Origin of the sequence: Phascolarctobacterium sp. ET69 (assembly GCF_023336935.1) — a bacterium.
In the GTDB taxonomy this organism is placed as follows: Bacteria; Bacillota; Negativicutes; order Acidaminococcales; family Acidaminococcaceae; genus Fusicatenibacter_A; species Fusicatenibacter_A intestinipullorum.
This window is the reverse complement of record NZ_JAMBLR010000001.1, coordinates 91280-112957: the sequence shown is the minus strand read 5'-3', so window position 1 is coordinate 112957 and position 21678 is coordinate 91280. Positions and strand designations below refer to the sequence as shown.

22 protein-coding genes and 1 riboswitch are annotated in these 21678 nt (G+C 47.1%); of the genes, 1 reads left to right on the top strand and 21 read right to left on the bottom strand.

Annotated features, from left to right (window positions below):
* Positions 1-9 precede the first annotated feature (9 nt).
* The 13 genes from hrcA to M3079_RS00495 all read right to left on the bottom strand — a co-directional run bounded on the left by hrcA (position 10) and on the right by M3079_RS00495 (position 14561).
* Positions 10-1026: a heat-inducible transcriptional repressor HrcA gene (hrcA, locus tag M3079_RS00555; protein WP_249076602.1), complete on the bottom strand. Its 1017-nt coding sequence runs from the start codon at positions 1024-1026 to the stop codon at positions 10-12.
* Positions 1027-1145: 119 nt separating this feature from the next.
* Positions 1146-2321, bottom strand: a complete 1176-nt coding sequence (gene hemW / locus M3079_RS00550) for a radical SAM family heme chaperone HemW (RefSeq protein WP_249076601.1) — start codon at positions 2319-2321, stop codon at positions 1146-1148.
* 481 nt (positions 2322-2802) lie between these two features.
* A complete protein-coding gene (locus M3079_RS00545) occupies positions 2803-6573 on the bottom strand; it encodes a phosphoribosylformylglycinamidine synthase (RefSeq protein ID WP_249076600.1) in 3771 nt (1256 codons plus the stop codon).
* A gap of 24 nt (positions 6574-6597) precedes the next feature.
* Positions 6598-7776 (bottom strand): GNAT family N-acetyltransferase, encoded by a 1179-nt coding sequence (locus M3079_RS00540; RefSeq protein ID WP_249076599.1) that lies wholly within the window; start codon positions 7774-7776, stop codon positions 6598-6600.
* An 11-nt stretch (positions 7777-7787) separates the two neighbouring features.
* Positions 7788-8633: a phosphatidylglycerol lysyltransferase domain-containing protein gene (locus M3079_RS00535; protein ID WP_249076598.1), complete on the bottom strand. Its 846-nt coding sequence runs from the start codon at positions 8631-8633 to the stop codon at positions 7788-7790.
* A 181-nt stretch (positions 8634-8814) separates the two neighbouring features.
* Positions 8815-9105 carry a zinc-ribbon domain containing protein gene (locus tag M3079_RS00530; RefSeq protein WP_021715401.1) on the bottom strand — a complete coding sequence of 97 codons (291 nt, stop codon included), beginning with the start codon at positions 9103-9105 and terminating at the stop codon, positions 8815-8817.
* Positions 9106-9304: 199 nt separating this feature from the next.
* A complete protein-coding gene (gene cobC, locus M3079_RS00525) occupies positions 9305-9913 on the bottom strand; it encodes an alpha-ribazole phosphatase (protein ID WP_249076597.1) in 609 nt (202 codons plus the stop codon).
* Positions 9913-10773, bottom strand: coding sequence for a nicotinate-nucleotide--dimethylbenzimidazole phosphoribosyltransferase (locus M3079_RS00520; RefSeq protein ID WP_249076596.1), 861 nt, complete (start codon positions 10771-10773; stop codon positions 9913-9915). Before M3079_RS00520 ends, cobC begins: the two co-directional genes overlap by 1 nt.
* Positions 10774-10785: 12 nt before the next feature.
* A complete protein-coding gene (gene cobS, locus M3079_RS00515) occupies positions 10786-11571 on the bottom strand; it encodes an adenosylcobinamide-GDP ribazoletransferase (protein ID WP_249076595.1) in 786 nt (261 codons plus the stop codon).
* Positions 11564-12592 (bottom strand): nicotinate-nucleotide--dimethylbenzimidazole phosphoribosyltransferase, encoded by a 1029-nt coding sequence (gene cobT / locus M3079_RS00510; RefSeq protein ID WP_249076594.1) that lies wholly within the window; start codon positions 12590-12592, stop codon positions 11564-11566. Before cobT ends, cobS begins: the two co-directional genes overlap by 8 nt.
* 1 nt (position 12593) lies before the next feature.
* Positions 12594-13169: a bifunctional adenosylcobinamide kinase/adenosylcobinamide-phosphate guanylyltransferase gene (gene cobU, locus M3079_RS00505; RefSeq protein WP_249076591.1), complete on the bottom strand. Its 576-nt coding sequence runs from the start codon at positions 13167-13169 to the stop codon at positions 12594-12596.
* Between the two features lie 93 nt (positions 13170-13262).
* Positions 13263-13451: riboswitch (cobalamin riboswitch) on the bottom strand.
* A gap of 91 nt (positions 13452-13542) precedes the next feature.
* Positions 13543-14187: a fructose-6-phosphate aldolase gene (fsa, locus tag M3079_RS00500; protein ID WP_249076589.1), complete on the bottom strand. Its 645-nt coding sequence runs from the start codon at positions 14185-14187 to the stop codon at positions 13543-13545.
* 176 nt (positions 14188-14363) lie between these two features.
* Positions 14364-14561, bottom strand: coding sequence for a hypothetical protein (locus tag M3079_RS00495; protein WP_021715393.1), 198 nt, complete (start codon positions 14559-14561; stop codon positions 14364-14366).
* 142 nt (positions 14562-14703) lie between these two features.
* Between M3079_RS00495 and M3079_RS00490 the strand changes: the two genes are divergently transcribed.
* The gene (locus M3079_RS00490) at positions 14704-15003 is read left to right on the top strand and encodes a hypothetical protein (protein WP_249076588.1); all 300 of its coding nucleotides are present in this window, start codon (positions 14704-14706) and stop codon (positions 15001-15003) included.
* Positions 15004-15077: 74 nt separating this feature from the next.
* Here M3079_RS00490 and M3079_RS00485 read toward each other — a convergent pair whose 3' ends face one another.
* The 8 genes from M3079_RS00485 to M3079_RS00450 all read right to left on the bottom strand — a co-directional run bounded on the left by M3079_RS00485 (position 15078) and on the right by M3079_RS00450 (position 21657).
* Positions 15078-15491: a C-GCAxxG-C-C family (seleno)protein gene (locus M3079_RS00485; RefSeq protein WP_249076586.1), complete on the bottom strand. Its 414-nt coding sequence runs from the start codon at positions 15489-15491 to the stop codon at positions 15078-15080.
* 11 nt (positions 15492-15502) lie between these two features.
* Positions 15503-15991 carry an anaerobic ribonucleoside-triphosphate reductase activating protein gene (gene nrdG, locus M3079_RS00480; RefSeq protein WP_249076585.1) on the bottom strand — a complete coding sequence of 163 codons (489 nt, stop codon included), beginning with the start codon at positions 15989-15991 and terminating at the stop codon, positions 15503-15505.
* A gap of 11 nt (positions 15992-16002) precedes the next feature.
* The gene (nrdD, locus tag M3079_RS00475) at positions 16003-17946 is read right to left on the bottom strand and encodes an anaerobic ribonucleoside-triphosphate reductase (RefSeq protein WP_249076584.1); all 1944 of its coding nucleotides are present in this window, start codon (positions 17944-17946) and stop codon (positions 16003-16005) included.
* Positions 17933-18427, bottom strand: coding sequence for a transcriptional regulator NrdR (gene nrdR / locus M3079_RS00470; protein ID WP_021715387.1), 495 nt, complete (start codon positions 18425-18427; stop codon positions 17933-17935). Before nrdR ends, nrdD begins: the two co-directional genes overlap by 14 nt.
* Before the next feature lie 169 nt (positions 18428-18596).
* Positions 18597-19718 carry a cell division protein FtsZ gene (gene ftsZ / locus M3079_RS00465; protein ID WP_249076583.1) on the bottom strand — a complete coding sequence of 374 codons (1122 nt, stop codon included), beginning with the start codon at positions 19716-19718 and terminating at the stop codon, positions 18597-18599.
* A gap of 103 nt (positions 19719-19821) precedes the next feature.
* The gene (locus tag M3079_RS00460) at positions 19822-20151 is read right to left on the bottom strand and encodes a small basic family protein (RefSeq protein ID WP_021715385.1); all 330 of its coding nucleotides are present in this window, start codon (positions 20149-20151) and stop codon (positions 19822-19824) included.
* Between the two features lies 1 nt (position 20152).
* Positions 20153-20863, bottom strand: a complete 711-nt coding sequence (locus M3079_RS00455; RefSeq protein WP_249076582.1) for a DUF881 domain-containing protein — start codon at positions 20861-20863, stop codon at positions 20153-20155.
* 26 nt (positions 20864-20889) lie between these two features.
* Complete coding sequence (locus tag M3079_RS00450) at positions 20890-21657, bottom strand: cell division protein FtsQ/DivIB (RefSeq protein ID WP_249076581.1); 768 nt, start codon at positions 21655-21657, stop codon at positions 20890-20892.
* Between the last annotated feature and the right edge of the window lie 21 nt (positions 21658-21678).

Sequence of the window (21678 nt, the reverse complement as noted above, 5' to 3'; positions counted from 1 at the left end):
TGTCCCTCCTCAGCTGTTTAAAATCGTTTTTAAATATTTATGAAGATAATCCATTACGGCAATTACTTTGCCATACTGCATGCGCGTAGGCCCTAAAACAGCCATTGTACCGACTATTTTGCCGTTTAAGCGGTAGGTTGCCTGCACCATGCTGCAATCCTGAATGCCTTCAAATTTATTTTCGCTGCCTATCGTTATGCGCAGCCCGGATTCTTCGCCGGATTTTAAAATGTTGCGCACAACTTTTTCTTCTTCCAGCACGCCCAAAAGGTTTTTAACTTTTTCCATGTCGCGGAATTCAGGCTGGCTTAACAGCTGCCTTGTGCCGCCCATAAAGAAGGTTTCCTTTTCGGGGCGCGTCATGCGGCGCAGCACATGCAAAAGCGAACTTAAAAGCAGCCGGTCATCTTTAACCGCTGCCTGCACTTCATCCAGCAACGCCTTGTCGATATCCGTTACGGCTTTGCCTTCCAGCATTCTTGTAATGCGCCCGGCCATGTATTCCAGTTCTTTGGCAGACATGCCTGCCGGAATTTCCACCACGCAGTTATTTACATTGCCGTCATCGGTAACAATGCACAAAATGGCATGATTCGTATCAAGCGGCAAAAACTTTAAATAACAGAAACGGCTGATGGAATGCTGGTTTGCCAGCACCATCGACACGTTGTGGGTCATTTGTGAAAGGATTTTTGCGGTTGACAGGAAAATATCGTCAATGCTGCGCTGGCGTTCGCGGTACAGGGTATTAATTAATGTACGGTCGTTATCGTCCAGCGTATCCGGCTCAATCATGGAATCTACATAAAACCTGTATGCCTGTGCCGAAGGCACACGGCCGGCTGAAGTGTGGGGCTGCTCCAGATAACCCAAAAGCTCCAAATCGCTCATTTCGTTACGGATGGTGGCCGGGCTCAATCCCAAATCATGTTTGCGCGCAATAGTGCGTGAACCTACCGGCTCTGCCGTAGAAATGTAATCTTCTATAATGATTTGCAGAATTTTCTTCTTTCTTTCATTTAACATATCCCCACCTCCGAAGGGATTGTTAGCACTCGTTATAATAGAGTGCTAACATCTTGATATTAGAATAGCACTGCCTTCAGATATTGTCAATAAGTTTTTATATATTTTTTAAATAAAATTTAATCCGTCACAAAAATTTCAAAAATACGGTTGCCAACTTCCATACCAGCTTCGGTAAGGCAGATTTTCTGCCGCTCTTTATCAAAGCTAAGCAAATTATGCTCAATATACGGTTTCATCTCGGCTCCGTATTTTTCCATAACATCAATGCCGAAACGCTGCTTTGCTTCGGTTAAACTTACGCCGCTTTGTTTGCGCAGGTTCATAAACATAAATTCTTCAAACTGCACCGGCACAGGCAGTTCTTCTTTATCATAAAGCTGCCCGCCGCTTTGTATAAGCTGTATGTAGTTTTGTACTTTAGCTGCGGCAGTAAAACGCGCGCTGCCGCTAAAACCGCAGGCACCCGCGCCAAACGCTGCATACGGGTAATAATGCCAGTACACAAGGTTATGGCGGCTGTACGCTTTGCCGCGCGCATAGTTTGATATTTCATAGCGTTCAAAACCCTGAGTTTTTAAAAACTCCTGTACAAATTCGTACATATCGGCAGCTTCGTCCTCATCCGGTAAAATTATCTTTCCTGCTTCTGTCATTTTTTGCAGCGGCGTGCCGTCTTCAACAATCAGCCCATAAACGGATAAATGCTCAATGCCGGTACAGCAAAGCCGCGTAAGCGTTTCTTTTAAACTTGCCATAGTCTGCCCCGGCAGGCCGTAAATAACATCGGCATTAATGCGCTTAAAGCCAGCCTGTTTGGCAAGCTCTATCGCTTCCAGTGCCTGTGCCGCATTGTGTACGCGCCCTATTGCTTTTAATTCGGCATCGTTTAAACTCTGCACGCCAAAGCTGATGCGGTCAAACCCTGACTGCCGCAATGCTATCAGCTTCGGCAAATCAACAGTGCCGGGATTTGCTTCGATAGAAGCCTCGCACGGATTTTGCCACCAGCCGTACTTTTTTAAAGCGTCCGTAATTTCTTTTATAGCTTCAGCCGGTAAAAGGCTTGGCGTACCGCCGCCAAAATAAATTGAAGCATTAGCGTTTAAAAGCACATCTTTTCTGCGCCCGGCAATTTCCCTGCATACCGCCGCGGCATATTTTGCCATTGCCTCCGCCCCAAAACCGGCGTACGAATTAAAATCGCAGTACAGGCATTTTTGCCTGCAAAACGGTATATGCACGTAAATGCCCTGCACCTGCTGCCAGGGCTGTAAATTTTGTAACTTATCCATAATGTTCCTTCGCTTGCAAAGTAAAATTTTTGTTATTAAAACTCACAGCAAATGATTCACGCTGTTTCAGTTCTGCAAAAATGCTGCGGCTCCTCCGATTCCGGTCAGGCTGCGCGGCTGACCTCTCTTACTTATGTATTTTAATTTCAGCCGCCGCAGTTTTTGCTCTCACTTAACAGCATAAATCATTCGCCTCATATTTACATAACTCTTTTAAAATAAAAATTGACTGCTTTTATATTTTATACAACTATAATATAAATACGCAATGGGTAAACCTTTGAAAATTCAAGACAAAACAACGGCGGCTTCATTTTAAGTATTTACAAAAATGCGTGAACCGCAGCGCAGCCGTGTTCACGCACGTAGGAGCCGTTGCATTTTGCTGAATTTGAAAAGATTTATTCATTGCGTATTCAGCTTTACATAAAAATAATACCGCCCTCACCGTTTAAGCAAGGGCGGTAAAACATTTTATTGCTTATTTAAAATAATTTACGCCGCTGATAAAGATTTTCTGGTCTTTATTGCCGCTGATGTTTTTAAACAGGCCCGGTACAAAACGTTCGGTATGGCCCATTTTACCCAAAATTCTGCCGTCGGGGCTGGTAATGCCTTCAATAGCATACAGCGAACCGTTGGGGTTGTACGGCATTGCCATGGTGGGTTTGCCGTTTTCATCAACATACTGCGTTGCAACCTGCCCGTTGGCAAACAATGCTTTAATTGTTTCTTCCGGCGCATAGAAGCGGCCTTCACCGTGAGATACGGCAACGGAGTGAATTTCGCCCGGTTCAACGGCACTGAACCACGGAGATTTATTGGAAACAACGCGGGTGTTAACAATCTGCGAAACGTGGCGGCCGATATTATTGAAGGTAAGAGTCGGGCTGTCGGCAGACATTTCGCGGATTTCGCCGTAAGGCACAAGGCCGAGTTTAACAAGTGCCTGGAAGCCGTTGCAGATGCCGAGCATCAAACCGTCGCGATCGTTAAGCAGGCGTCCGATAGCTTCTTTAATGCGCGGGTTGCGCAGCATCGTAGCAATAAACTTGCCGCTGCCGTCCGGTTCGTCACCGGCACTGAAACCACCCGGAAGCATTACAATCTGGGCATTGTCAATCATTTCAACCATTTTGGCAACGGATTCTTCTACTGCCTGCGGGGTAAGGTTGCGCACAATAAAGGTTTCAGCCACAGCACCGGCGTCTTCAAACGCGCGGGCGCTGTCATATTCGCAGTTAATGCCCGGGAATACCGGAATGAATACGCGCGGTCTGGCAATTGTTACCGGTGCAGTTAAAGGCAGTTCTGCCTTATAAATCGGCATGTCGATATCTTTATAGTCTTTTTCATCGGTTTTGGACGGGAAAATGCCTTCCAGCGGAGTGCTGTAAGCCTTTTCTGCTTCGTCCATTGTGATAACGTCGTCATTAATGGCGATAACCTGTTTTTCAGAGGTATGGCCAAGCAACATGTAGTCGAGCCCTTCAAACAGGTCTTCGGGTTCTGTGCCTTCTGCAAGTTCGAGCACCATGCCGCCGGGCTGCAAAGTAAACAGTCCGTCAGTATCGTTATAGGGTTTAATAAATTCAAAACCAAGGCTGTTGCCAAGGCACATTGTTGTTACAAGCGCTGCAATGCCGCCTTCTTTAACGGCTGCCGCAGCAGTAATTTTGCCCGCCAGAATAGCTTTATGCACTGCGGTAAGATTTGCTTTCAGCGCGCCAAAATCCGGTACTTCCGTAGTTTCGCGCGGGCAGGAAAGGAATACAACCTTGCTGCCGGCATTTTTAAATTCTGCCGATACGGCTTTGTCGCCGTCGATAACGTCAACCGCGAAGGAAACAAGCGTCGGCGGAACGGTTTTATCCATAAAGGTGCCGCTCATGCTGTCTTTGCCGCCGATAGCAGGCAGTTCCAAAGCGTCCAGCGCGGTAAATGCGCCCAAAAGTGCTGCAAAGGGCTGGCCCCAAAGTTCGGTATTATGCAGTTTGGGGAAGTATTCCTGGCAGGTAAGGCGCAGTTTTGCCGGGTCTGCACCAAGTGCAACGGCACGTGTTACGGATTCCACAACCGCATACAGTGCGCCGTGGAACGGACTCCAGCAGGCAACCTCCGGGTTGTATCCGCACGCCATAACGGATGCCGCCGTGGTTTTGCCGTGCAGCACAGGCAGTCTGCCAACCATGCCTTCGGACGGAGTAAGCTGGCGTTTGCCGCCAAACGGCATCAGCACGGTGCCGCGGCCGATAGTGCTGTCAAAGCGTTCGGAAAGCCCTTTCTGGCTGCAAACATTGAGGCGTCCGAGGTTAGCAAGCCATGCGTTTTTCAAACCGTCTGCCGCAGCAACTTCTTCCGGAAGTTTGTCAAATACGCATTCACCTTCAACATTGCAAACTTTAACATCTGCATGCTGGGCAACGCCGTTGGTATTCAAAAAGTCGCGGGAAAGGTCAACAATTTTATCGCCGCGCCAGTACATTACAAGCCTTCTGTTATCGCTAACCTGTCCGATAACGGTTGCTTCAAGGTTTTCCTCATCGGCAAAGGCAATAAATTTCTTAATATTTTCGGGAGCAATAACAAGCGCCATGCGTTCCTGAGATTCGGAAATGGCAAGTTCCGTACCGTCAAGGCCTTCATATTTTTTCGGCACTTTATCAAGGTCAATTACAAGACCGTCGGCAAGTTCGCCGTTGGCAACGGATACACCGCCTGCGCCGTAGTCGTTGCAGCGCTTAATCATCGGCGTAACTTCCGGGTTGCGGAACAAACGCTGAATTTTGCGTTCTGTCGGCGGGTTGCCTTTCTGTACTTCCGCACCGCAGCTTGCCAGCGAATCAACGGTATGTTCCTTGGAAGAACCCGTTGCGCCGCCGCAGCCGTCACGGCCGGTTCTGCCGCCGAGCAGCACTAAAAGGTCGCCCGGTTCAGGCACTTCGCGTTTTACAAGGTTACGCGGAACAGCGCCAACAACAGCGCCTACTTCCATGCGTTTTGCCACGAATTTATCGTGATAGTATTCCTGTACATGGCCGGTTGCCAGGCCAATCTGGTTGCCGTAAGAGCTGTAGCCAGCTGCCGCGCCGATAGTAATTTTGCGCTGCGGCAGTTTACCGGGCAGAGTATCTTCCACCGGTACGCGCGGGTCGGCAGCGCCGGTTACGCGCATTGCCTGGTATACATAGGCACGGCCGGAAAGCGGGTCGCGGATAGCACCGCCGAGGCAGGTTGCCGCACCGCCGAACGGTTCAATTTCCGTCGGGTGGTTATGGGTTTCGTTTTTAAACAGCAGCAGCCATTCTTCGGTTTTGCCGTCAACTTCAATAGGCACAACAATGGTGCAGGCGTTAATTTCTTCCGATTCGTCCAAATCATCCAGCTTGCCTTCGGCACGCAGTTTTTTCATGCCGATAACGGCAATGTCCATCAGGGTAACAGGGCGTTTGGTATCGGCGCCGTATACTTCGTCGCGCGCTTCCATATATTTGTCAAGGGCAGCCTGTACCGGCTGGGTGTAAAGCCCCGGCTCAATTTCCACATCTTCAATCTGCGTCATAAAAGTGGTATGGCGGCAGTGGTCAGACCAGTAAGTATCGAGCACTTTAATCTCGGTAATGGTCGGTTCACGGTGTTCTTCGTTAAAATATTTCTGGCACCACAGCAAATCGTCAAGGCTCATGGCAAAGCCGTTGGCAGTGCGGTAAGCCTCCATTTCTTCTTTGGTAAAGGTTAAAAAGCCTTCCACACTTTTAATTTTCTGCGGTTCTTCGCAGGCCTGCACTAAAGTCTGCGGTTTTTCCCAGACAGCTTCGCGTGCTTCAATCGGGTTAATGCAGTAAGCCTTAATTTTAGCAAACTCATCATCACTGATTGTGCCGGACAAAATATAAACTTTGGCAGAAGATACCAGCGGGCGTTCTTTCTGCGTAATAAGCTGAATGCACTGAGCAGCAAAGTCTTCCCTCTGATTATACTGGCCCGGCAAAAATTCTACCGCAAAAGCACGGCAGCCTGCAGGTACTTCCAGTTCTTCTTCAACGGTATCAACCGGCGGTTCGGAAAGCACCAGCGCTTTGGCTGCGGCAAATTCCTCATCCGTTACGCCCATAACATCATAGCGGTTAATAACGCGGATACCGGTTAAGCCTTTCATACCGAGGTTGGTTTGCAAATCAGCCAAAAGGCCTCTTGCTTCAACGGCAAAAGCTTCTTTCTTTTCTACAAAAATGCGTCTGATTTCGTCCATTAAATCAGCCTCCCTGCTCAATTTTCAATAGTACTCGTTAATATAATTACGGCATTTGGTAAACAACGCCTGCAAAAAACCGCTTTTGCGCGGATTATGAACTTTAATTTTTCCGGCACGCACCAGCTCTTCAAAGCTGAAAGTGCCGAAATACAGCTGCGTAAAGGCTGCGCTATCCATTGTAATTTCTTCGTTTTCAATGGTGCTGGCCTGAGTTAACGCGCCGTTTTGGGCAGTTATTTTTAAAAGCCCGTTATTCAGCGGCAAAAATTTGTCGGTAATTAAAAGTACCGCTTCGCCGCTCACATTCTGCGGCACCGGCAAAAGCTCCAGCGCTTTGCGGATATTAATGCAGCGCGCCATCATAAACGGCTTTAAACTGCCGCTGTATGTGCTTCCGGCAAAATCAAGATACGCCAGGTTGCCGGGTTCTGCCAGCCACTCAAAATTAGCGGCATCACTTAAATGCCCGGCTGCATAACGCAGAAGCGCCGTTTGTGCCTCATGGCCGAGCGTAAGCAGCTCCTGCACTTTAAAATTGCCTGCATCAAGCGAATACAGCATATAACCGGCAGGGCTGGCATCTTCAAAAGCTATGGCAAGCATTACTTTTTCAGCTTTATAGCCGTTTAAAAGCTCCTGCCATTTTGCCCTGCTGCGCACTGCCATGCCGTTTAACTCCTGCCCGCAGGCTTCGTAAACAGCAGTAAGTTCATCCAACCCTTCTGTAATATCCGCACAGCGGGTTATTTTTATATTATGCACCGGCGGCAGTTTTTTCAATTCTGCCAGCGGCATTTGGTAATAATGGCGGTAATAGCAGTAATCAAACCCATAGGGCTTATAAATTGCCGGGTTAATGGGCATTAAAAGCGCAAAAGCCGCTCCCTGCGCACGCAAAACGGTAAACGCCGTTTCCAGCAGCGGGCGCGTAAGGTGCTGCCCGCGGTATTCCGGCGCAGTTGCCACGCCTACAATATACGGCAGGCGCAGTGTTTGCCCGCGCAGCGTAATTGCATACGGGTTCAAGTGCAGCATGCACGCTAATTTATCGCCGTCAAACCCACCTATAACGCTGTTTTGCTTTAAACAGTACTCGCTAAAATACCATTCGTAAAACGGGTCGCCCTTTTTTTCAAAGCAGTAATCCCATAATTCTGCCGCCTGCGGCAAAAAAGCAGAGTTTAAAAGCCTGAAATCCATACAAACCTCTGTTATTTAAAAATAGTGGAATATTTTTTTACCATAAATTCCGGTTTATACGATTCTTTTGCCATGCGCAGACCTTCATGCCCCATATCTTCCTCGCGGTTAAGATAGGTAACGTCGCCCCACGCATTTTTGGCAAAATCACGGTTAATAACGGCATAAAGCCCGCGTATTTCCGGATTGGCCTTTTCTACATGCAAAACGGCAGTATCATCGTTAATTTTTTCGCCAAAGCTGAATGCTTCAACCTTGCCGTCAATGCGGATAACACCGCCGCGCAGCTTTAAGGCTTCAAAATTATCAAGCGCTTCGTGGATAGCGCATTTTTCGCATACCAGCGAAGGGTCGTCCGACATGCGGCGCTCGCACCACATATCGCCAAAAGCAAGGCATTCTTCAATATTGCTTCTGTTCATTTCTTCGTAAACATAATCGGGATGCTCTTTTACAAAAGCATTGCAGTGGTTCTTTTTGCCGTGGTATTTGCGCCCGGCAAGAGTGGCCAGGTTCTGCTGCAAATAAACATAGTCCCAGTTATCACGGTCATCGGTAATTTCCAAATCAGGGAACGCTTTTAACAGCCTTTCCCTGCCGTCATCATAAATGCCGTGCATTTCAAACGGTTTGCCGTTATGGTATTCTTTAATTTCTTTCATTAATAAAGGCAAATCTTCGTCTTTGCCGCCAAACGGCTGTAAAAAGAAGTCAACATCATTTCTTTTTACTTTCAGCACTAAAAAGCCGTGTGCTTCAGTCCAAAAAATATCATAGCAGGTCTGCCACATAAACAAATTGCCGAAAGCACATTCAGAGCCGCGGTAATAAGGGCGCGACATGTAGCTTTCAAACAATGCCTTATCGGCAACCGAAATCTCTTTAAGTTCTAAAATAAAATGACCCCCAATTTCTTCTTATTAAATTATTATACCATATTGAGTGAAACTTTCTCAAAGTTTCTGTCACATTATTTATAAAATTCGCTGAAATAAACAAAAAACCTGCCGCATTTTTACGGCAGGCTGTATTTGTTTATTATTTTCTGTGATGTGCGTTGTAGCAGTCACGGCAGTAAACAGGACGGTCTTCGGAAGGTTTGAACGGAACTTCGGTTTCTTTGCCGCATTCAGCGCAAACCGCCGGATACATCTGGCGTTCCGGACGCTCGCTTACAATACCAAGACGCTGTTTGCGTGCCTGACGGCATGCAGGGCAGCGGCCTGGTTCATTGGTAAAGCCTTTGGATTCATAAAATTCCTGTTCGGAAGCGGAAAAAACAAATTCTTTGCCACATTCCTTGCATACTAAAGTTTTGTCTTCTTTCATTGCTTATCAGCTCCTTACATTAATCATACCCCATGAGGACTTCATAGATTTGCCACGGCTTCGATAAAAATGCAAGCAGCATTAAAAAGAAGATATGAACCCTATATGAACCGGCTGAGATATACTATTTAAAGTATATCTTTTTAAAATACAAATGTCAATATATCATGGCTGTTTTTTTACATTATTCTAATAAAATTTAACGCAAATAATATGTTTCATTGGTACATTCCAGCACAGTATTGTAGCCGCGCCATTTTGCCAGTGTGGTTGTACTGCAGTTACCAACGCTGAAATTCCATATTTTGTTTAAGTCTACGCCCAAAAACAGGCACAGCAGCACACGGATAATGCCGCCGTGCGAAACAACGGCAATATCTTTTTCGTCCATTTCCGCAAGGCAGCGTTTAAAAAACGGCTCTACGCGTGCGGCAACATCCGTAAAATTCTCGCCGCCCGGCACATGGCACAGCGCCGGATTTTTAAAGAATTCGTCAATCTGCCCAAGGCCGGCATCATTAATCTGGTTATAGGTAAGCCCTTCCCACTTGCCAAAAGCAATTTCCTTAATATCTTCAACCGGCTGCACTTCAAGCCCATGTACAGCCGCCAGCGGTGCCGCCGTCTGCCGTGCGCGCGTTAAACTGCTGCTGTATACGGCATCAAGGCGGATAGTTTTAAAATGCTCTGCCAAAAGTTCAGCCTGCGCCAGTCCTTTTTCGTTCAGTTCAATATCGGTTTGCCCCTGAAAGCGGAAACTTTTGTTGGAATCGGTTTCCCCATGCCTGATTAAATATAGCCTGCCCATTATTTTGCCCCCTGTTTGCCTGCCTTAATTTCTTCTGCGTGCGAAAATTCTTTTACCTCAACGTGTACGCCTGCTTCGGCAAAAGTTTCCATTTCCTTATAAGCCTTAATACCTGCGTCCAAAAGGCTGAGCGCAAGTATTGCGCCTTCGCCGCGGCATATTTTAATATCAAGCCTCAGCGGCGCAGAAAGGCCCAATTTTTGCAGCAGTTCTTCCATGCCCGCTTCTGCGGATACATGCCCGGCAAAAACGTAATCTGCCGCAGCAGCATTATATTTTACTGCCGCAAGTGCTGCAAGGCAGGATGCTGCGCCGTCAAGCATTACCGGCACTTTTAAAGCCGCAGCCTGCAAAACTGCGCCTGCCATGGCGGCAATGGTTCTGCTGCCAATCTGATTTAAAAAATCATAACCGCCAGCTTCAAAATTTTCTGCATTATATTGCGGCACGCTGCTGTCAACGCAGCCAAGTGCCAGCACCTGCTGTCCGTTATTTGTTCCTATTGCTTCTTTTGCCAGAAGCGCTCCTTCAAGCAGTGCTTCTTCAATGCTTGAAGCCGTTACCAAAAAAGTCTGGCTTTTAACGCCTGAATTTTCCGCAAGCACACAGGCAGGTTTCGTGCCCTGCATATATTCTGCAGCCGTACCGGCGTCGTCAGTCCAGAAAAGCACTGTTTTACAAGGGAAATTTACATCATTTTTATCTGCGCTGCCGTAAATTGCCGCATAGCGCGTAGCCATTTCTTCAAGCTTTGCCAATGAACCGACCGGTTTAATTAAATTATCAAAACGCTCCTGCGCTTTTGCCGCTATCGTTTTATCAACAGGCTGCACCGTTCCAGCCAAAACATCTATTTCCATTTTGCACCATCCTTAAAACAAACTAAATATGCTGTGGTAAGTATAAAAGCCAAGCACCAAAAAGCGTCCGCCAATTATCAGCGTAAGCAGGTACAGCACGTTGCCGCACTCCGTCAGCGCGCCGTAGGTGTCGCCCGTCAGTCCGCCCAGCTCGCTTTGCAAAAATTTGGCAATGCCAAATACCAGCACAAAAGTAACTGCCATCACCAAAAGGTAATGCACACCGCACAGTGCCGTTATGCCAATGCCAAGCGCCAGCGCGATAACCGTGTAGCTTTTTTTAGCGTACATGGTAAACATATGCCCAATGCCGGTTTTGCGCGCGTAGGGAAAGTTAACGATAAAAATTACCATAAAAGTACGCGTTGCCACGCTCATGGCAATCAACGCCGGCGTTAAGAGCTGTGGGTAAATGGCAAGGTACGCCGATACTTTCAGTAAAATAAGCACTATTACAGCCAGCACGGCGTTGGAGCCTACGTGGCTGTCCTTCATAATTTCCAGCATGCGTTCACGGCTGCGCGCCGAAAAAACGCCGTCGGAGGTATCCATAAAACCGTCGTACATAAGCCCGCCGGTAATAATAATTTCCGCTAAAATCAAAAGCGCGGCACGCATAAAATCAGGCGCGGCAACCATTGCCAAAGCGTAATTAACCGCACCCAAAAACGCGCCGATAACCAGCCCCACCAGCGGAAAATACGGCACGCTGCGCGAAAAATCTTCGTCACGCCAGTCCGTGCGGTGGCTGAAACGGATGCGCGTTAAAAATTCCAGGCAGGTAATAAAATCACGCATTATGCTCACCTGCGGTTAAGTTTTTGTATAAATCAAGCGCCGACTGCAAAATTACAATGGCCAGCGAAGCGCCTGTGCCTTCGCCGAGGCGCATACCTGCATCGACAATCGGTTTCAAATTTAAAATTTCCAGCATTTTGGCGTGTGAAATTTCCGCCGATAAATGCGAGCAGAACATATAATCAGCGCAGGCAGGCTCAATGCCGTAAGCAAGCAGCGCCGCAGCCGTTGCGTTTACGCCGTCAACCATGGTAGGTACGCGGCGTCGTGCGCCCTCAATAATCATACCGGCAAGCCCGGCGTGGTCATACCCGCCAACTTTGCATAAAATATCCATGGCATTTCCCAGTTCAGGCTTGTTTACTGCCAAACCGTCCGCAACAACCTGGCGTTTAACCTTCATGCGTTCATCGTTAATGCCGGTGCCGCGCCCAACGGTCAGCTCCGGCGCAAGGCCTGTAAATGCCGATACGATAGCAGCGGTGGAAGTTGTGTTGCCGATACCCATTTCTGCCGTTACCAGCATGTTGTAGCCTTTATCAATGCACTCACCGGCAACTTTCATGCCGCGTTCCAATGCCATTTCGGCCTGCTCGCGCGTCATGGCAGGGCCTTTGGTAAAATCTTCCGTGCCCCAGGCAACCTTTTCGTTGCGCACTTTCGGCAAGTGGCTCAAATCAAAAGTTGTGCCCATGTCAACAACAAACACATCCGCACCGGCGTGGCGCGCCATTACGTTGGCACCGGCAGTGCCGCGCATATAGCCGTTAATCATCTGCATGGTAACTTCCTGCGGATAAGCGCTGACGCCGTATTTGGCAATGCCGTGGTCGCCGCACATTAAAAGCATGGCGCTTTTTATTTTGCCTTCAAAATCAGGCGTACCGCAAATAGCGGCGTATTTTTCAACCATTTTTTCAACTTTGCCAAGCTGATACGGAACCTCGTCCACAGCCAGCCAGTTTTTATGCACAATTTCTGCCGCTTCTTTGTTCAGCGGCGGAACTATAATATCCTGCATTTTATTCCTCCTCAAATTTAAACGCCAGTTTCTTCATATCAACTGCCTGTCCTGCCACGCAGTAAAATACGCTGTCAGCGGCATCCGCCACCTGTTGGTTCACCCAGCCTGCAATGTCACGGTATTCGCGTGCCATGGCATTTTCCGGCACAATGCCCGCACCAACTTCGTTCGTTACAAACACCGTAATTTTGCCGCCTGCTTCAGCAGCTTCAATCAGTTTGGCAATTTCTGCCTTAACAACCTGCGCTTTTTCTTCCGTTGTGCCCTGCGGTGCGTTTTTGCCGTACAATAAATTACTCATGTAAAGCGTAAGGCAGTCAAACAGCACTGCATCAGCTTCCTGCGCAGCTTCGCACAAAACCTCATGCGCATTATAGGGGGCTTCAAAATTTATCCAGCGCGTCCGGGGGCGGCGCGCTTTATGCAAACGTACACGTTCAGCCATTTCTTCGTCCAGAATTTCGGCGGTAGCAATGTAAGCGCATTTTGCGCCGTAATGCAGCACATATTTTTCGGCAAATTCGCTTTTGCCGCTGCGTGCACCGCCGGTTACCAAAACAATTTTAGCCGGCATACAAAAACTCCTTTCTATAAACAAAAAATCCCCTTTATAACAAAGAGGATATACTTCAAAAACTATATGCAAATACCCGCCTATCCCCCGTAGGCTGTGATACTCGTAACAGGCAGGTCTCCTGGCTCAGGTTCATCGCCGTGCTGCGCCTTCCCAAAGCATTGCTTCAGTGACATTTTGCAGACAGCTCGCCATTACAGTAGCGGGACTGCGCCGGATTCGCACCGGCTTCCCTATTAAGATCGCGGGGTTAACCGCCTCACCTGTTGATTTTTTCCGTTAAATTATATTCTATGCATTTCAAAAAAATCCTGCTTAGGCAGATAAAAAATTAACGGCAGCCGTTAAGCCGCCGTTTAAACGCTTTATAAATTTATTTAAGGCTGTTTTTATAATCCTCAAGGAACTGGGCAAGGCCTTTATCTGTAAGCGGATGCAGAAGCATCTCTTTTAAAACCTTGGTAGGAATGGTTGCAATATCCGCACCGGCAAGCATAACTTTTTCAACATGCTCCATATTGCGGATACTGGCTGCAATAATCTGCGTATCAAGATTGTACTGGCGGAAAACCTTAACCATGTTTTCTACCAATGCCACGCCGTTTTCGCCAATGTCATCCAAACGGCCGATAAACGGGCTTACATAGGTTGCACCGGCACGTGCTGCCATAAGTGCCTGCGGCAGGCTGAACACCAGAGTTACATTGGTTTTAATGCCTTCTTTGGCAAGAATTTTAACGGCTTTTAAGCCTTCGGCAATACATGGAATTTTTACAACAACCTTGTCGGAAATTTTCATCAGCCTGCGCGCTTCGGCAACCATGCCTTCGCAGTCGGTGCTGATAACTTCGGCGCTTACAGGACCGTCAACCAAGCTGCAAATTTCGGGAATAACTTCGGCCTGAGTTCTGCCGCTTTTGGCAATTAAGCTGGGGTTAGTGGTAACGCCGTATACAACGCCAAGCGCTGCCATTTCTGCAATTTCCGCAACATTAGCAGTATCCATAAAAATCTTCACAATTCATACCTCTTTCATATTGTAATTTTTGTTAATAAATTTATTAATATGAATCGCCGGTTTAAACGCCAATTAAGGAACGTAGATTTTGCTCATTATTCAAGCGCAAAATCTGCATAGCTTAGCTGGCACATTTATGGGCTTCGCTTTCAGCCCGTCACTAAATGGCGACTCACTTAAAACAGTACCGTCTGGTCACTTCCGGGAGGTAAAAAAACATCATGCCCCCTGCCCTTGCGGTTTTTATTATTTACCCATGTGCCGCATTTGGGGCACTGCATTTCTGCCGCAGGCAAAGCCCATGCAAGCTGCCTGCCGCATTTGGGGCAAATAAAAAGCACCTGCATATTTGCTCCGGGCTGATATTTTTTCATACTCCGTCAACTCCTTTGCGGCCTTACCTGTCTATTATACACTATCGCAGAATTTTTTGCAGATTTTGTTGCAAGTTTTATGGACAAACAACGTAAAATTTTATATGCTATTATTAAATAAAGTTTAAAAGGTGGTTACACTATGTCACTGCAAAAAGAATTTGAAGCGCTTGGCTGTTGGAGCGCACCTACCGAAGAAGAACACATCAGCGTTTACGGGCTTGATTTTGATAACTGCTATATTATTTTTACCGACCTTGACGGCAAAACACCGGTTGATGCAAAAGCGCCAGTAGTTGCCGCCTGCTATGATGACCGCGACGCTTTTATGTGGGGCAAGGAGCTGAAAGATTTTGCTGCTTTAAAAGCACTGCGCGCCGCCCACGCGGATGACAATGATTTTATTTCCGCCGTTGAAAATTATACGCTGCCGAAGGAATGAAAATTTGCTAACAAAAAACTGCATTGTTCTACTAACTATAGTATAACAATGCAGTTTTTTCGTCTTTACTTCCCCTATTTTCCCATGCCTTCTCTTGCCACAATCTTATCCAAAATTTCTGCGCCTTTAAAAACTACTTTATCGCACTGAATTTCAGGCTCAAAATACTTGGGTTTTACTTCACAGCAATCGTAACTGCCTGTTTCGGCTTTAAAAGTATCTACAAATTCTTTGCAAAGTTCTCTTACCTTACAGCCTTCCTCTTTGCCGTTGCGTTTTACATACAGAGTGCTAAGCACCATGCACGCACCGGTAACCACGCCGCAGGCAGCACCTGCGCCCATACCGCCGCCAAAGCCTGCCGCAATTTTAAGTGCCTGCGGCGGCAGCTGCATGTTATAAGCCCAGTTTGCTCCATAAAGAATTTTTTCGGCACAGTTAAGGTTCATTGCCTTGCCGTAATCTTTTTGCAATAATTCAAGCAGCATTGTTATCCCTCCTATAACTCAAAATCCACTGCTTCGCCTTTTTCTAAAGATGCCGGAACATCTATTAAACGCTGGTTGCGCGAACCGCGGTACGGAAAGTCCAAATCGCGCTGCGCGAGAATAAACGGCCCGTCCACCAGTACGTTAATTTCCTTAAGCACCGGCAGATTTTTTACTTCGTTATACACATAACCGGTGTAGCACCATACGTTCAGCCCCGGTTTGAGCTTTTTCATTGCCTGCAAAAATTCCAGCACGCCGTCTGCCTGCGCCAGCGGGTCGCCGCCGCTTAAGGTTATGCCGCGGTGCAAAGGCGTCAGGCGCTTTATAACGTCCTTAGCCAAATCCTCCGGCGTGTATTCCGTGCCGCCTTCAAACGGCAGCGTAGACGGGTTATGGCAGCCTTCGCAGTGGCGCGGGCAGCCCTGAAAGAACACTACCGCACGTATGCCGGGCCCGTCTACGATAGATTCATTTAAAATACCTGCAACCCTCAGCATAGCCTGCCTCCTTATTCAGTGCAGCAATTAGCGCGCTGGCGAATCTGCGTAAGCTTCTTTTCACATACCGGGCAGTAATCGGTATCAATAATACCTGTATAGCCGCAGTCCTCGCAGTAATCAATCGGGAAATTAATACCTACATAACCGCAGTTGCACGCCAGCATATGGCGCAGAACATCTTCAACGGCCTGCAAATTATGCACCGGCGAAGATTCAAACTCTACATAGCTGATATGCCCGCCGTTGGTAAATTTATGGTACGGCCCTTCAACGCGCATCTTATCAAACGCGCTGATTGGATAACCAACCGGCACATGGAAGGAATTTGTATAGTACGCTTTATCGGTCACGCCGGGAATAATGCCGTACTCCTTGCGGTCGATACGGATAAAGCGCCCGGAAAGCCCTTCTGCCGGCGTTGCAATAAGGCTGAAATTCAAATCATATTTATCGCAGTATTCATCTACGCGCTTACGCATGTATCCGATAATTTCCTGCCCCAGCTTCTGAGCTTCTTCGCTTTCGCCCTGATGTTTGCCAATCAGCGAAGTAAGAGTTTCGGCAAGGCCGATAAAACCAATGGCAAGCGTACCGTTTTTAATTGCAGGCTCAATGCGGTCATCCTTTTTAAGTTTATCGCTGCCCATGTAAAGCCCCTGCCCCATCAAAAACGGCATGTCGCGCACACGCAGGTTGCACTGCACGCGGTAACGGTGATAAAGCTGCTCTGCCACAAGGTTCATCATATCGTCAAGCATCTGATAGAACTTGTCTATATTGCGTTCTGCCTTAATGGCAAGGCGAGGAAGGTTAATTGTTGTAAACGAAAGATTGCCGCGCCCGGTGGTAATCTCCTCGCCGTGACGGTTGGCAATAACACGCGTGCGGCAGCCCATATAAGCCACCTGTCCGCCGTAATCGCGATTATAGGTGGTATCCATAAAGCTGAAAGTCGGATTCAGGCGCTTTGCAGCCACGCTTATTGCCTGCTGGAACAAATCATAGTTCGGGTCTCCGGGGTCTAAATTAACGCCGCGTTTAACGCGGAAAATAACGTTCGGGAAAATCGGGTTTTCACCGCGTCCAAGGCCATTGCCGTAAGCCTTTAACAAATTGCGCGTAACCTTACGCCCGTTTTCGCTGGTATCAAGCCCAAGGTTAAGGCTGCTGAACGGCACCTGCGCACCGGCACGCGAATGCATGCTGTTTAAATTATAAACCAGTGCTTCCATTGCCTGAAAAACTTCGTTTTCTTCCGCACCTTCTACAAAATCGGCCATATCGGTATCAAAAAAGCCGAAAGACTGTCCGCCAAACATATCGTTCTGGTTGCTTTGCAGCACAATAGCAGCCAGCGCAGCCGCAGAACCCGGGCGTTTCGGCGGGCGGATATAGCCATGCCCGTTATTAAAGCCTTCGTGCAGCAGCCTGCCCAGCGGAATGTTCAGGCAATTTAAGGTTTTGCCGTAAAAATCAAGGTCATGAATATGAATATCGCCGCGTTTATGCGCCGCCGCCATTTCTTCAGGAATAACACGGTTCAAATAATATTCGCGGCTGGCAGCCGAAGCAATTTGCAGCATTTTTGCCGAAGGAGAGTTGGAAATATTGGCGTTGTCGCGGTCGGTTTCCTTTAAAATTTCCGCCACGGTGTCCATCAGTTCGCTGCGCGCATTGCGGATATCAGTGCGTTTGGCACGGTAAAGAATGTAGGATTTAGCTGTTTTGGCATGGCCTTTTTTAATTAAAACCTTTTCTACAATATCCTGCACATGCTCAACATCAACAACTTCCTGGTTTTCTGCTTTCAGGCATTTTAATACGCACAGTGTAATTTCCACTGCCATTTCGCGGTCTGCACCGCCCACAGCCTGTGCCGCTGCAAAAATAGCATCCGTTATTTTGCTGTCATCAAACGCTACAATACGCCCATCGCGTTTACGAATTTTCATGCTCGGCGTCACTCCGTTCCTTATTTTCGTTGTTATTAATAATACGCTGCAATTCCTGCATAAAATTGTTCACATCGGCAAACTGCCTGTAAACAGAAGCAAAACGTACGTAAGCAATCTGGTCTGTTTTTTCCAGATGATTCATAACAAGCTCGCCAATAACTTCGCTGCGCACCTCCGATTCGCCGCGCATACGCAGTTCGCGCTCAATATGGTCTGCCATTTCCTTAATTTTTTCGTAAGAAATCGGGCGTTTTTCAAAAGCCTTAATCAAGCCGTTCAAAAGTTTTTTCGATTCAAACAGCTCGCGGCGTCCGTCTTTTTTATTTACAACCAAAGGTGTTTCTTCGTATTTTTCGTAAGTAGTAAACCTGCGGCCGCAATCGGGGCATTCACGCCTGCGGCGGATAGAAGCGCCGTCATCAACCGAACGGGAATCTACAACTCTGCTGTCATTATAATTACAAAATGGGCATCTCATACATTCACTTCCTTGTATTTGTTGGATAAGCACTTATATTATAACATAACGTCAACTTAAAAGAAACAAGATATTGTGTGTATTTAAATTCGCAAGCAAATTTTACCGCAAAATATAGAAAGCCTCTGCTAACATAAGCAGAGGCTTTAAATGCAGTATTAAATTAAAATCAGCCGCGAATCCAGGGCGGAATCTCCGTATCGGAAGAATGTTTGTGAATAATCCCGCTGCCGCCCATATGCGGTTTATTGTTATTGCTGTCGCTATCGTGCTGCTGCTGATAACCGCCGCCCGGACGTACAATAGAAGGTTTGCCGCCATGTGTCGGCATTTCCTTGTTAAAGCCGGTAGCAATAACGGTAACACGAATTTCGTCTTTGAGAGTTTCGTCGATAACGGCGCCGAAGATAATGTTGGCTTCGGGGTCAACGGCTTCGGTAATAATATTGGATGCTTCGGTAACATCAAACAGCGACAGTTCTGCGCCGCCGGTAATGTTAAACAGCACGCCGCGAGCACCTTCGATAGATGCTTCCAGAAGCGGGCTCTTGATGGCAGCTTCGGCAGCAGCGCGAGCGCCGTCGTCGCCTTTTGCCATGCCAATGCCCATCAATGCAGAACCTGCGTTAGACATAACCGTTTTAATATCGGCAAAGTCCAGGTTAACAAGGCCCGGAACCGCAATCAAATCGGAAATGCCCTGAACGCCCTGACGCAGAACATCATCGGCAATGCGGAAAGCTTCCAGCATGGAAGTTCTTCTGTCGATAACCTGCAGTAAACGGTCATTAGGAATGGTAATTAAAGTATCAACTTTTTCTTTGATATTTATAATGCCGCTTTCAGCCTGATTCATACGGCGTTTGCCTTCAAAAGAAAACGGTTTGGTAACAACGCCTACAGTAAGTGCGCCCACTTCGCGCGCACATTCGGCAACAATAGGTGCTGCACCGGTACCTGTGCCGCCGCCCATGCCTGCGGTAACAAATACCATATCTGCGCCCTTCAGCGCGTCCAGAATCTGGTCGCGGCTTTCTTCGGCTGCTTTTTCGCCGATTTCCGGGTTAGCACCCGCGCCAAGACCTTTGGTAAGTTTTTCGCCAATTTGGATGCGTGTCGGGGCTTTGGAAAGCAAAAGTGCCTGCGCGTCGCAGTTTACCGCAATAAATTCCACACCCTTCACGCCTGCGGAAATCATTCTGTTAACGGCATTGTTGCCGCCGCCGCCAACACCGATTACCTTGATATTGGCAAGATTGTCCATGCCTTTTTCTTCAAACTCTTCAAACATTATTTATATTCCCCCTTAATAAGTTGGGTAAATTCCATCACATAGATATCAAAATAATATTCAACATATAACGGTATTTTTCCTGCTGCATTAAAAAATTATTTTATTTTTTAAGAAACAGATGGCGGATGGCAGCAAGATTGTTAAAAATGCGCATCCCAAAAATCAAAATAGCGACAAGGTACAAATCTATGCCCAGCAAAATACCGGAATAGCACAAAAACGCTGCTAAAACAGCATTGGTAAAAAAGCCTGTAATAAATACGGTATTATCATATTTGCCTTCCATGCTGGAGCGCATACCGCCAAAAACAGTATCAAGCGCTGCCATCAGCGATACGGAAAGCAAACGGGCATATTCAAACGGCAGATACAGGGGAAAATACCATCCGGCTGCAAAACCGATTACAATACCGGCGAGTGCATAGAGCATATTATTTACCCTCCTTTGCCGTTTCCTGATGTTCTTCGGCTGCCTGAGCATATTCAAAAGTGCGGCGGCCTTTAAAAGCAGGTATTTTTACAACTTCCGGCATGGTAAGCTCTGCCTGAATACCCCAGAACTTAAAGGTATCAAGCACGCCGCCCCTTAATTTAAGGGCACTGGCAAGATTTGAAGGATTGCCAATGGCAAGTATTACGTAAGGCGGTGCGCTGCGGTTATTATTTACCGAAAGCGTAGGCCCTGCACAGCGTATTTCACTGGTTGAAACAAGCCTTTCGCCGTTAATGGAAATTGCTTCTGCACCGGCAGCACGCAATTCGTTAATTACGCGCAGCAGGTCATCGTCATGAATAATATACAAATTGGGGTTTTCGCCAACCTGCGCTGTTACTTTGCTGTCATCAAGAATTAACTGGATACCCTTGCCTTCCAGCGGAACCTCACCGGCAAATTCCTTCAACCGTTCCAGTTCGTTTTCCAAAACCTTGTCGCTGCTGTTATTGGCCTGCAATTTTTCAATTTCCTTAGCCAAATCGTCGCGCTGCTGTTCTACAACACGCAGGCGCTCTGTTAATTCTTCCGCACGCTGGACATTAATGCTTTTCTGCCGTTCGGTAGTTTTTATCTGAGTTGCCAGCATAAAGCCCAAAACGGCAAAAACCAGTACAAGCATTATTTTGGCATGTTTATTTGCTAACATAAATTTTCAAATTCCTTTCAAAAATATCAGGCTTTCTGCCTTAACTTAATATAAGGCTTTGCGAAGGTTAAGTCAATATATTCAGCTCTAATATTTTTTGTTTTTATATCATTGAAAACCGTAATAAAAATATCCAGCTTATCAGAAATGTTATCTGCATTACCCAAAAGAATCGGATAACCATAGCGCAGGTTAAACTTAACATTATTGCTGCCGTCAACAGCAATTTCGGAGATAGAATCGGTTACTTCCTTGTCGAGCTTGCTTAAAAAGCCTAAAATTTCAAGCACATTTTTTTCTTTAATCGTATCGCCAAAAAATATATTGCCGGTTACAACGCCGGAAAGCACAGGAGCGTCAGCCTCTTTAATGCCATCGCTGACGCTCATTACAACACCGTTGTAATCTACCTGCGCATAACCTTTATACGAGCAGGCAATGTACAGCGCCGGTATACGTTCTTTTACGCGCACCACCAGCACGCCCGGCCAGAAATATTCGGTTTCTGCCTTTTCAAAACGCACGTCATTGGCAATGGCTTTTTCTATTGCCGAAGGCGAAACAACAAATAAATTAACCGGTTCCTGTGTGCCGCACATACTTAAAAGCTCGCTCTGCGTAAGCTGCGATGTCCCTTCAATAACAATGCTGCCAAAGGCCGTTCCCGGGGAAGTAGCCCATCTCCATGCCCCGGCAAACGCACCTATAATAACGGCTGCAATAAAAAACAGGCGCAAAAGGCGTAACCGCCGCTTTTTACGGTTTGCTTTTAAACGTTCGCGTGTCGATTGCACCTTTAACACCTCTTAAAAATA

What these genes read in the sequence shown, in the direction of transcription:
- hrcA (WP_249076602.1), bottom strand. Translation starts at nt 1,026, where the DNA reads ATGTTAAATGAAAGAAAGAAGAAAATTCTGCAAATCATTATAGAAGAT.
- hemW (WP_249076601.1), bottom strand. Translation starts at nt 2,321, where the DNA reads ATGGATAAGTTACAAAATTTACAGCCCTGGCAGCAGGTGCAGGGCATT.
- M3079_RS00545 (WP_249076600.1), bottom strand. Translation starts at nt 6,573, where the DNA reads ATGGACGAAATCAGACGCATTTTTGTAGAAAAGAAAGAAGCTTTTGCC.
- M3079_RS00540 (WP_249076599.1), bottom strand. Translation starts at nt 7,776, where the DNA reads ATGGATTTCAGGCTTTTAAACTCTGCTTTTTTGCCGCAGGCGGCAGAA.
- M3079_RS00530 (WP_021715401.1), bottom strand. Translation starts at nt 9,105, where the DNA reads ATGAAAGAAGACAAAACTTTAGTATGCAAGGAATGTGGCAAAGAATTT.
- cobC (WP_249076597.1), bottom strand. Translation starts at nt 9,913, where the DNA reads ATGGGCAGGCTATATTTAATCAGGCATGGGGAAACCGATTCCAACAAA.
- M3079_RS00520 (WP_249076596.1), bottom strand. Translation starts at nt 10,773, where the DNA reads ATGGAAATAGATGTTTTGGCTGGAACGGTGCAGCCTGTTGATAAAACG.
- cobS (WP_249076595.1), bottom strand. Translation starts at nt 11,571, where the DNA reads ATGCGTGATTTTATTACCTGCCTGGAATTTTTAACGCGCATCCGTTTC.
- cobT (WP_249076594.1), bottom strand. Translation starts at nt 12,592, where the DNA reads ATGCAGGATATTATAGTTCCGCCGCTGAACAAAGAAGCGGCAGAAATT.
- cobU (WP_249076591.1), bottom strand. Translation starts at nt 13,169, where the DNA reads ATGCCGGCTAAAATTGTTTTGGTAACCGGCGGTGCACGCAGCGGCAAA.
- M3079_RS00495 (WP_021715393.1), bottom strand. Translation starts at nt 14,561, where the DNA reads ATGAAAAAATATCAGCCCGGAGCAAATATGCAGGTGCTTTTTATTTGC.
- M3079_RS00490 (WP_249076588.1), top strand. Translation starts at nt 14,704, where the DNA reads ATGTCACTGCAAAAAGAATTTGAAGCGCTTGGCTGTTGGAGCGCACCT.
- M3079_RS00485 (WP_249076586.1), bottom strand. Translation starts at nt 15,491, where the DNA reads ATGCTGCTTGAATTATTGCAAAAAGATTACGGCAAGGCAATGAACCTT.
- nrdG (WP_249076585.1), bottom strand. Translation starts at nt 15,991, where the DNA reads ATGCTGAGGGTTGCAGGTATTTTAAATGAATCTATCGTAGACGGGCCC.
- nrdD (WP_249076584.1), bottom strand. Translation starts at nt 17,946, where the DNA reads ATGAAAATTCGTAAACGCGATGGGCGTATTGTAGCGTTTGATGACAGC.
- nrdR (WP_021715387.1), bottom strand. Translation starts at nt 18,427, where the DNA reads ATGAGATGCCCATTTTGTAATTATAATGACAGCAGAGTTGTAGATTCC.
- ftsZ (WP_249076583.1), bottom strand. Translation starts at nt 19,718, where the DNA reads ATGTTTGAAGAGTTTGAAGAAAAAGGCATGGACAATCTTGCCAATATC.
- M3079_RS00460 (WP_021715385.1), bottom strand. Translation starts at nt 20,151, where the DNA reads ATGCTCTATGCACTCGCCGGTATTGTAATCGGTTTTGCAGCCGGATGG.
- M3079_RS00455 (WP_249076582.1), bottom strand. Translation starts at nt 20,863, where the DNA reads ATGTTAGCAAATAAACATGCCAAAATAATGCTTGTACTGGTTTTTGCC.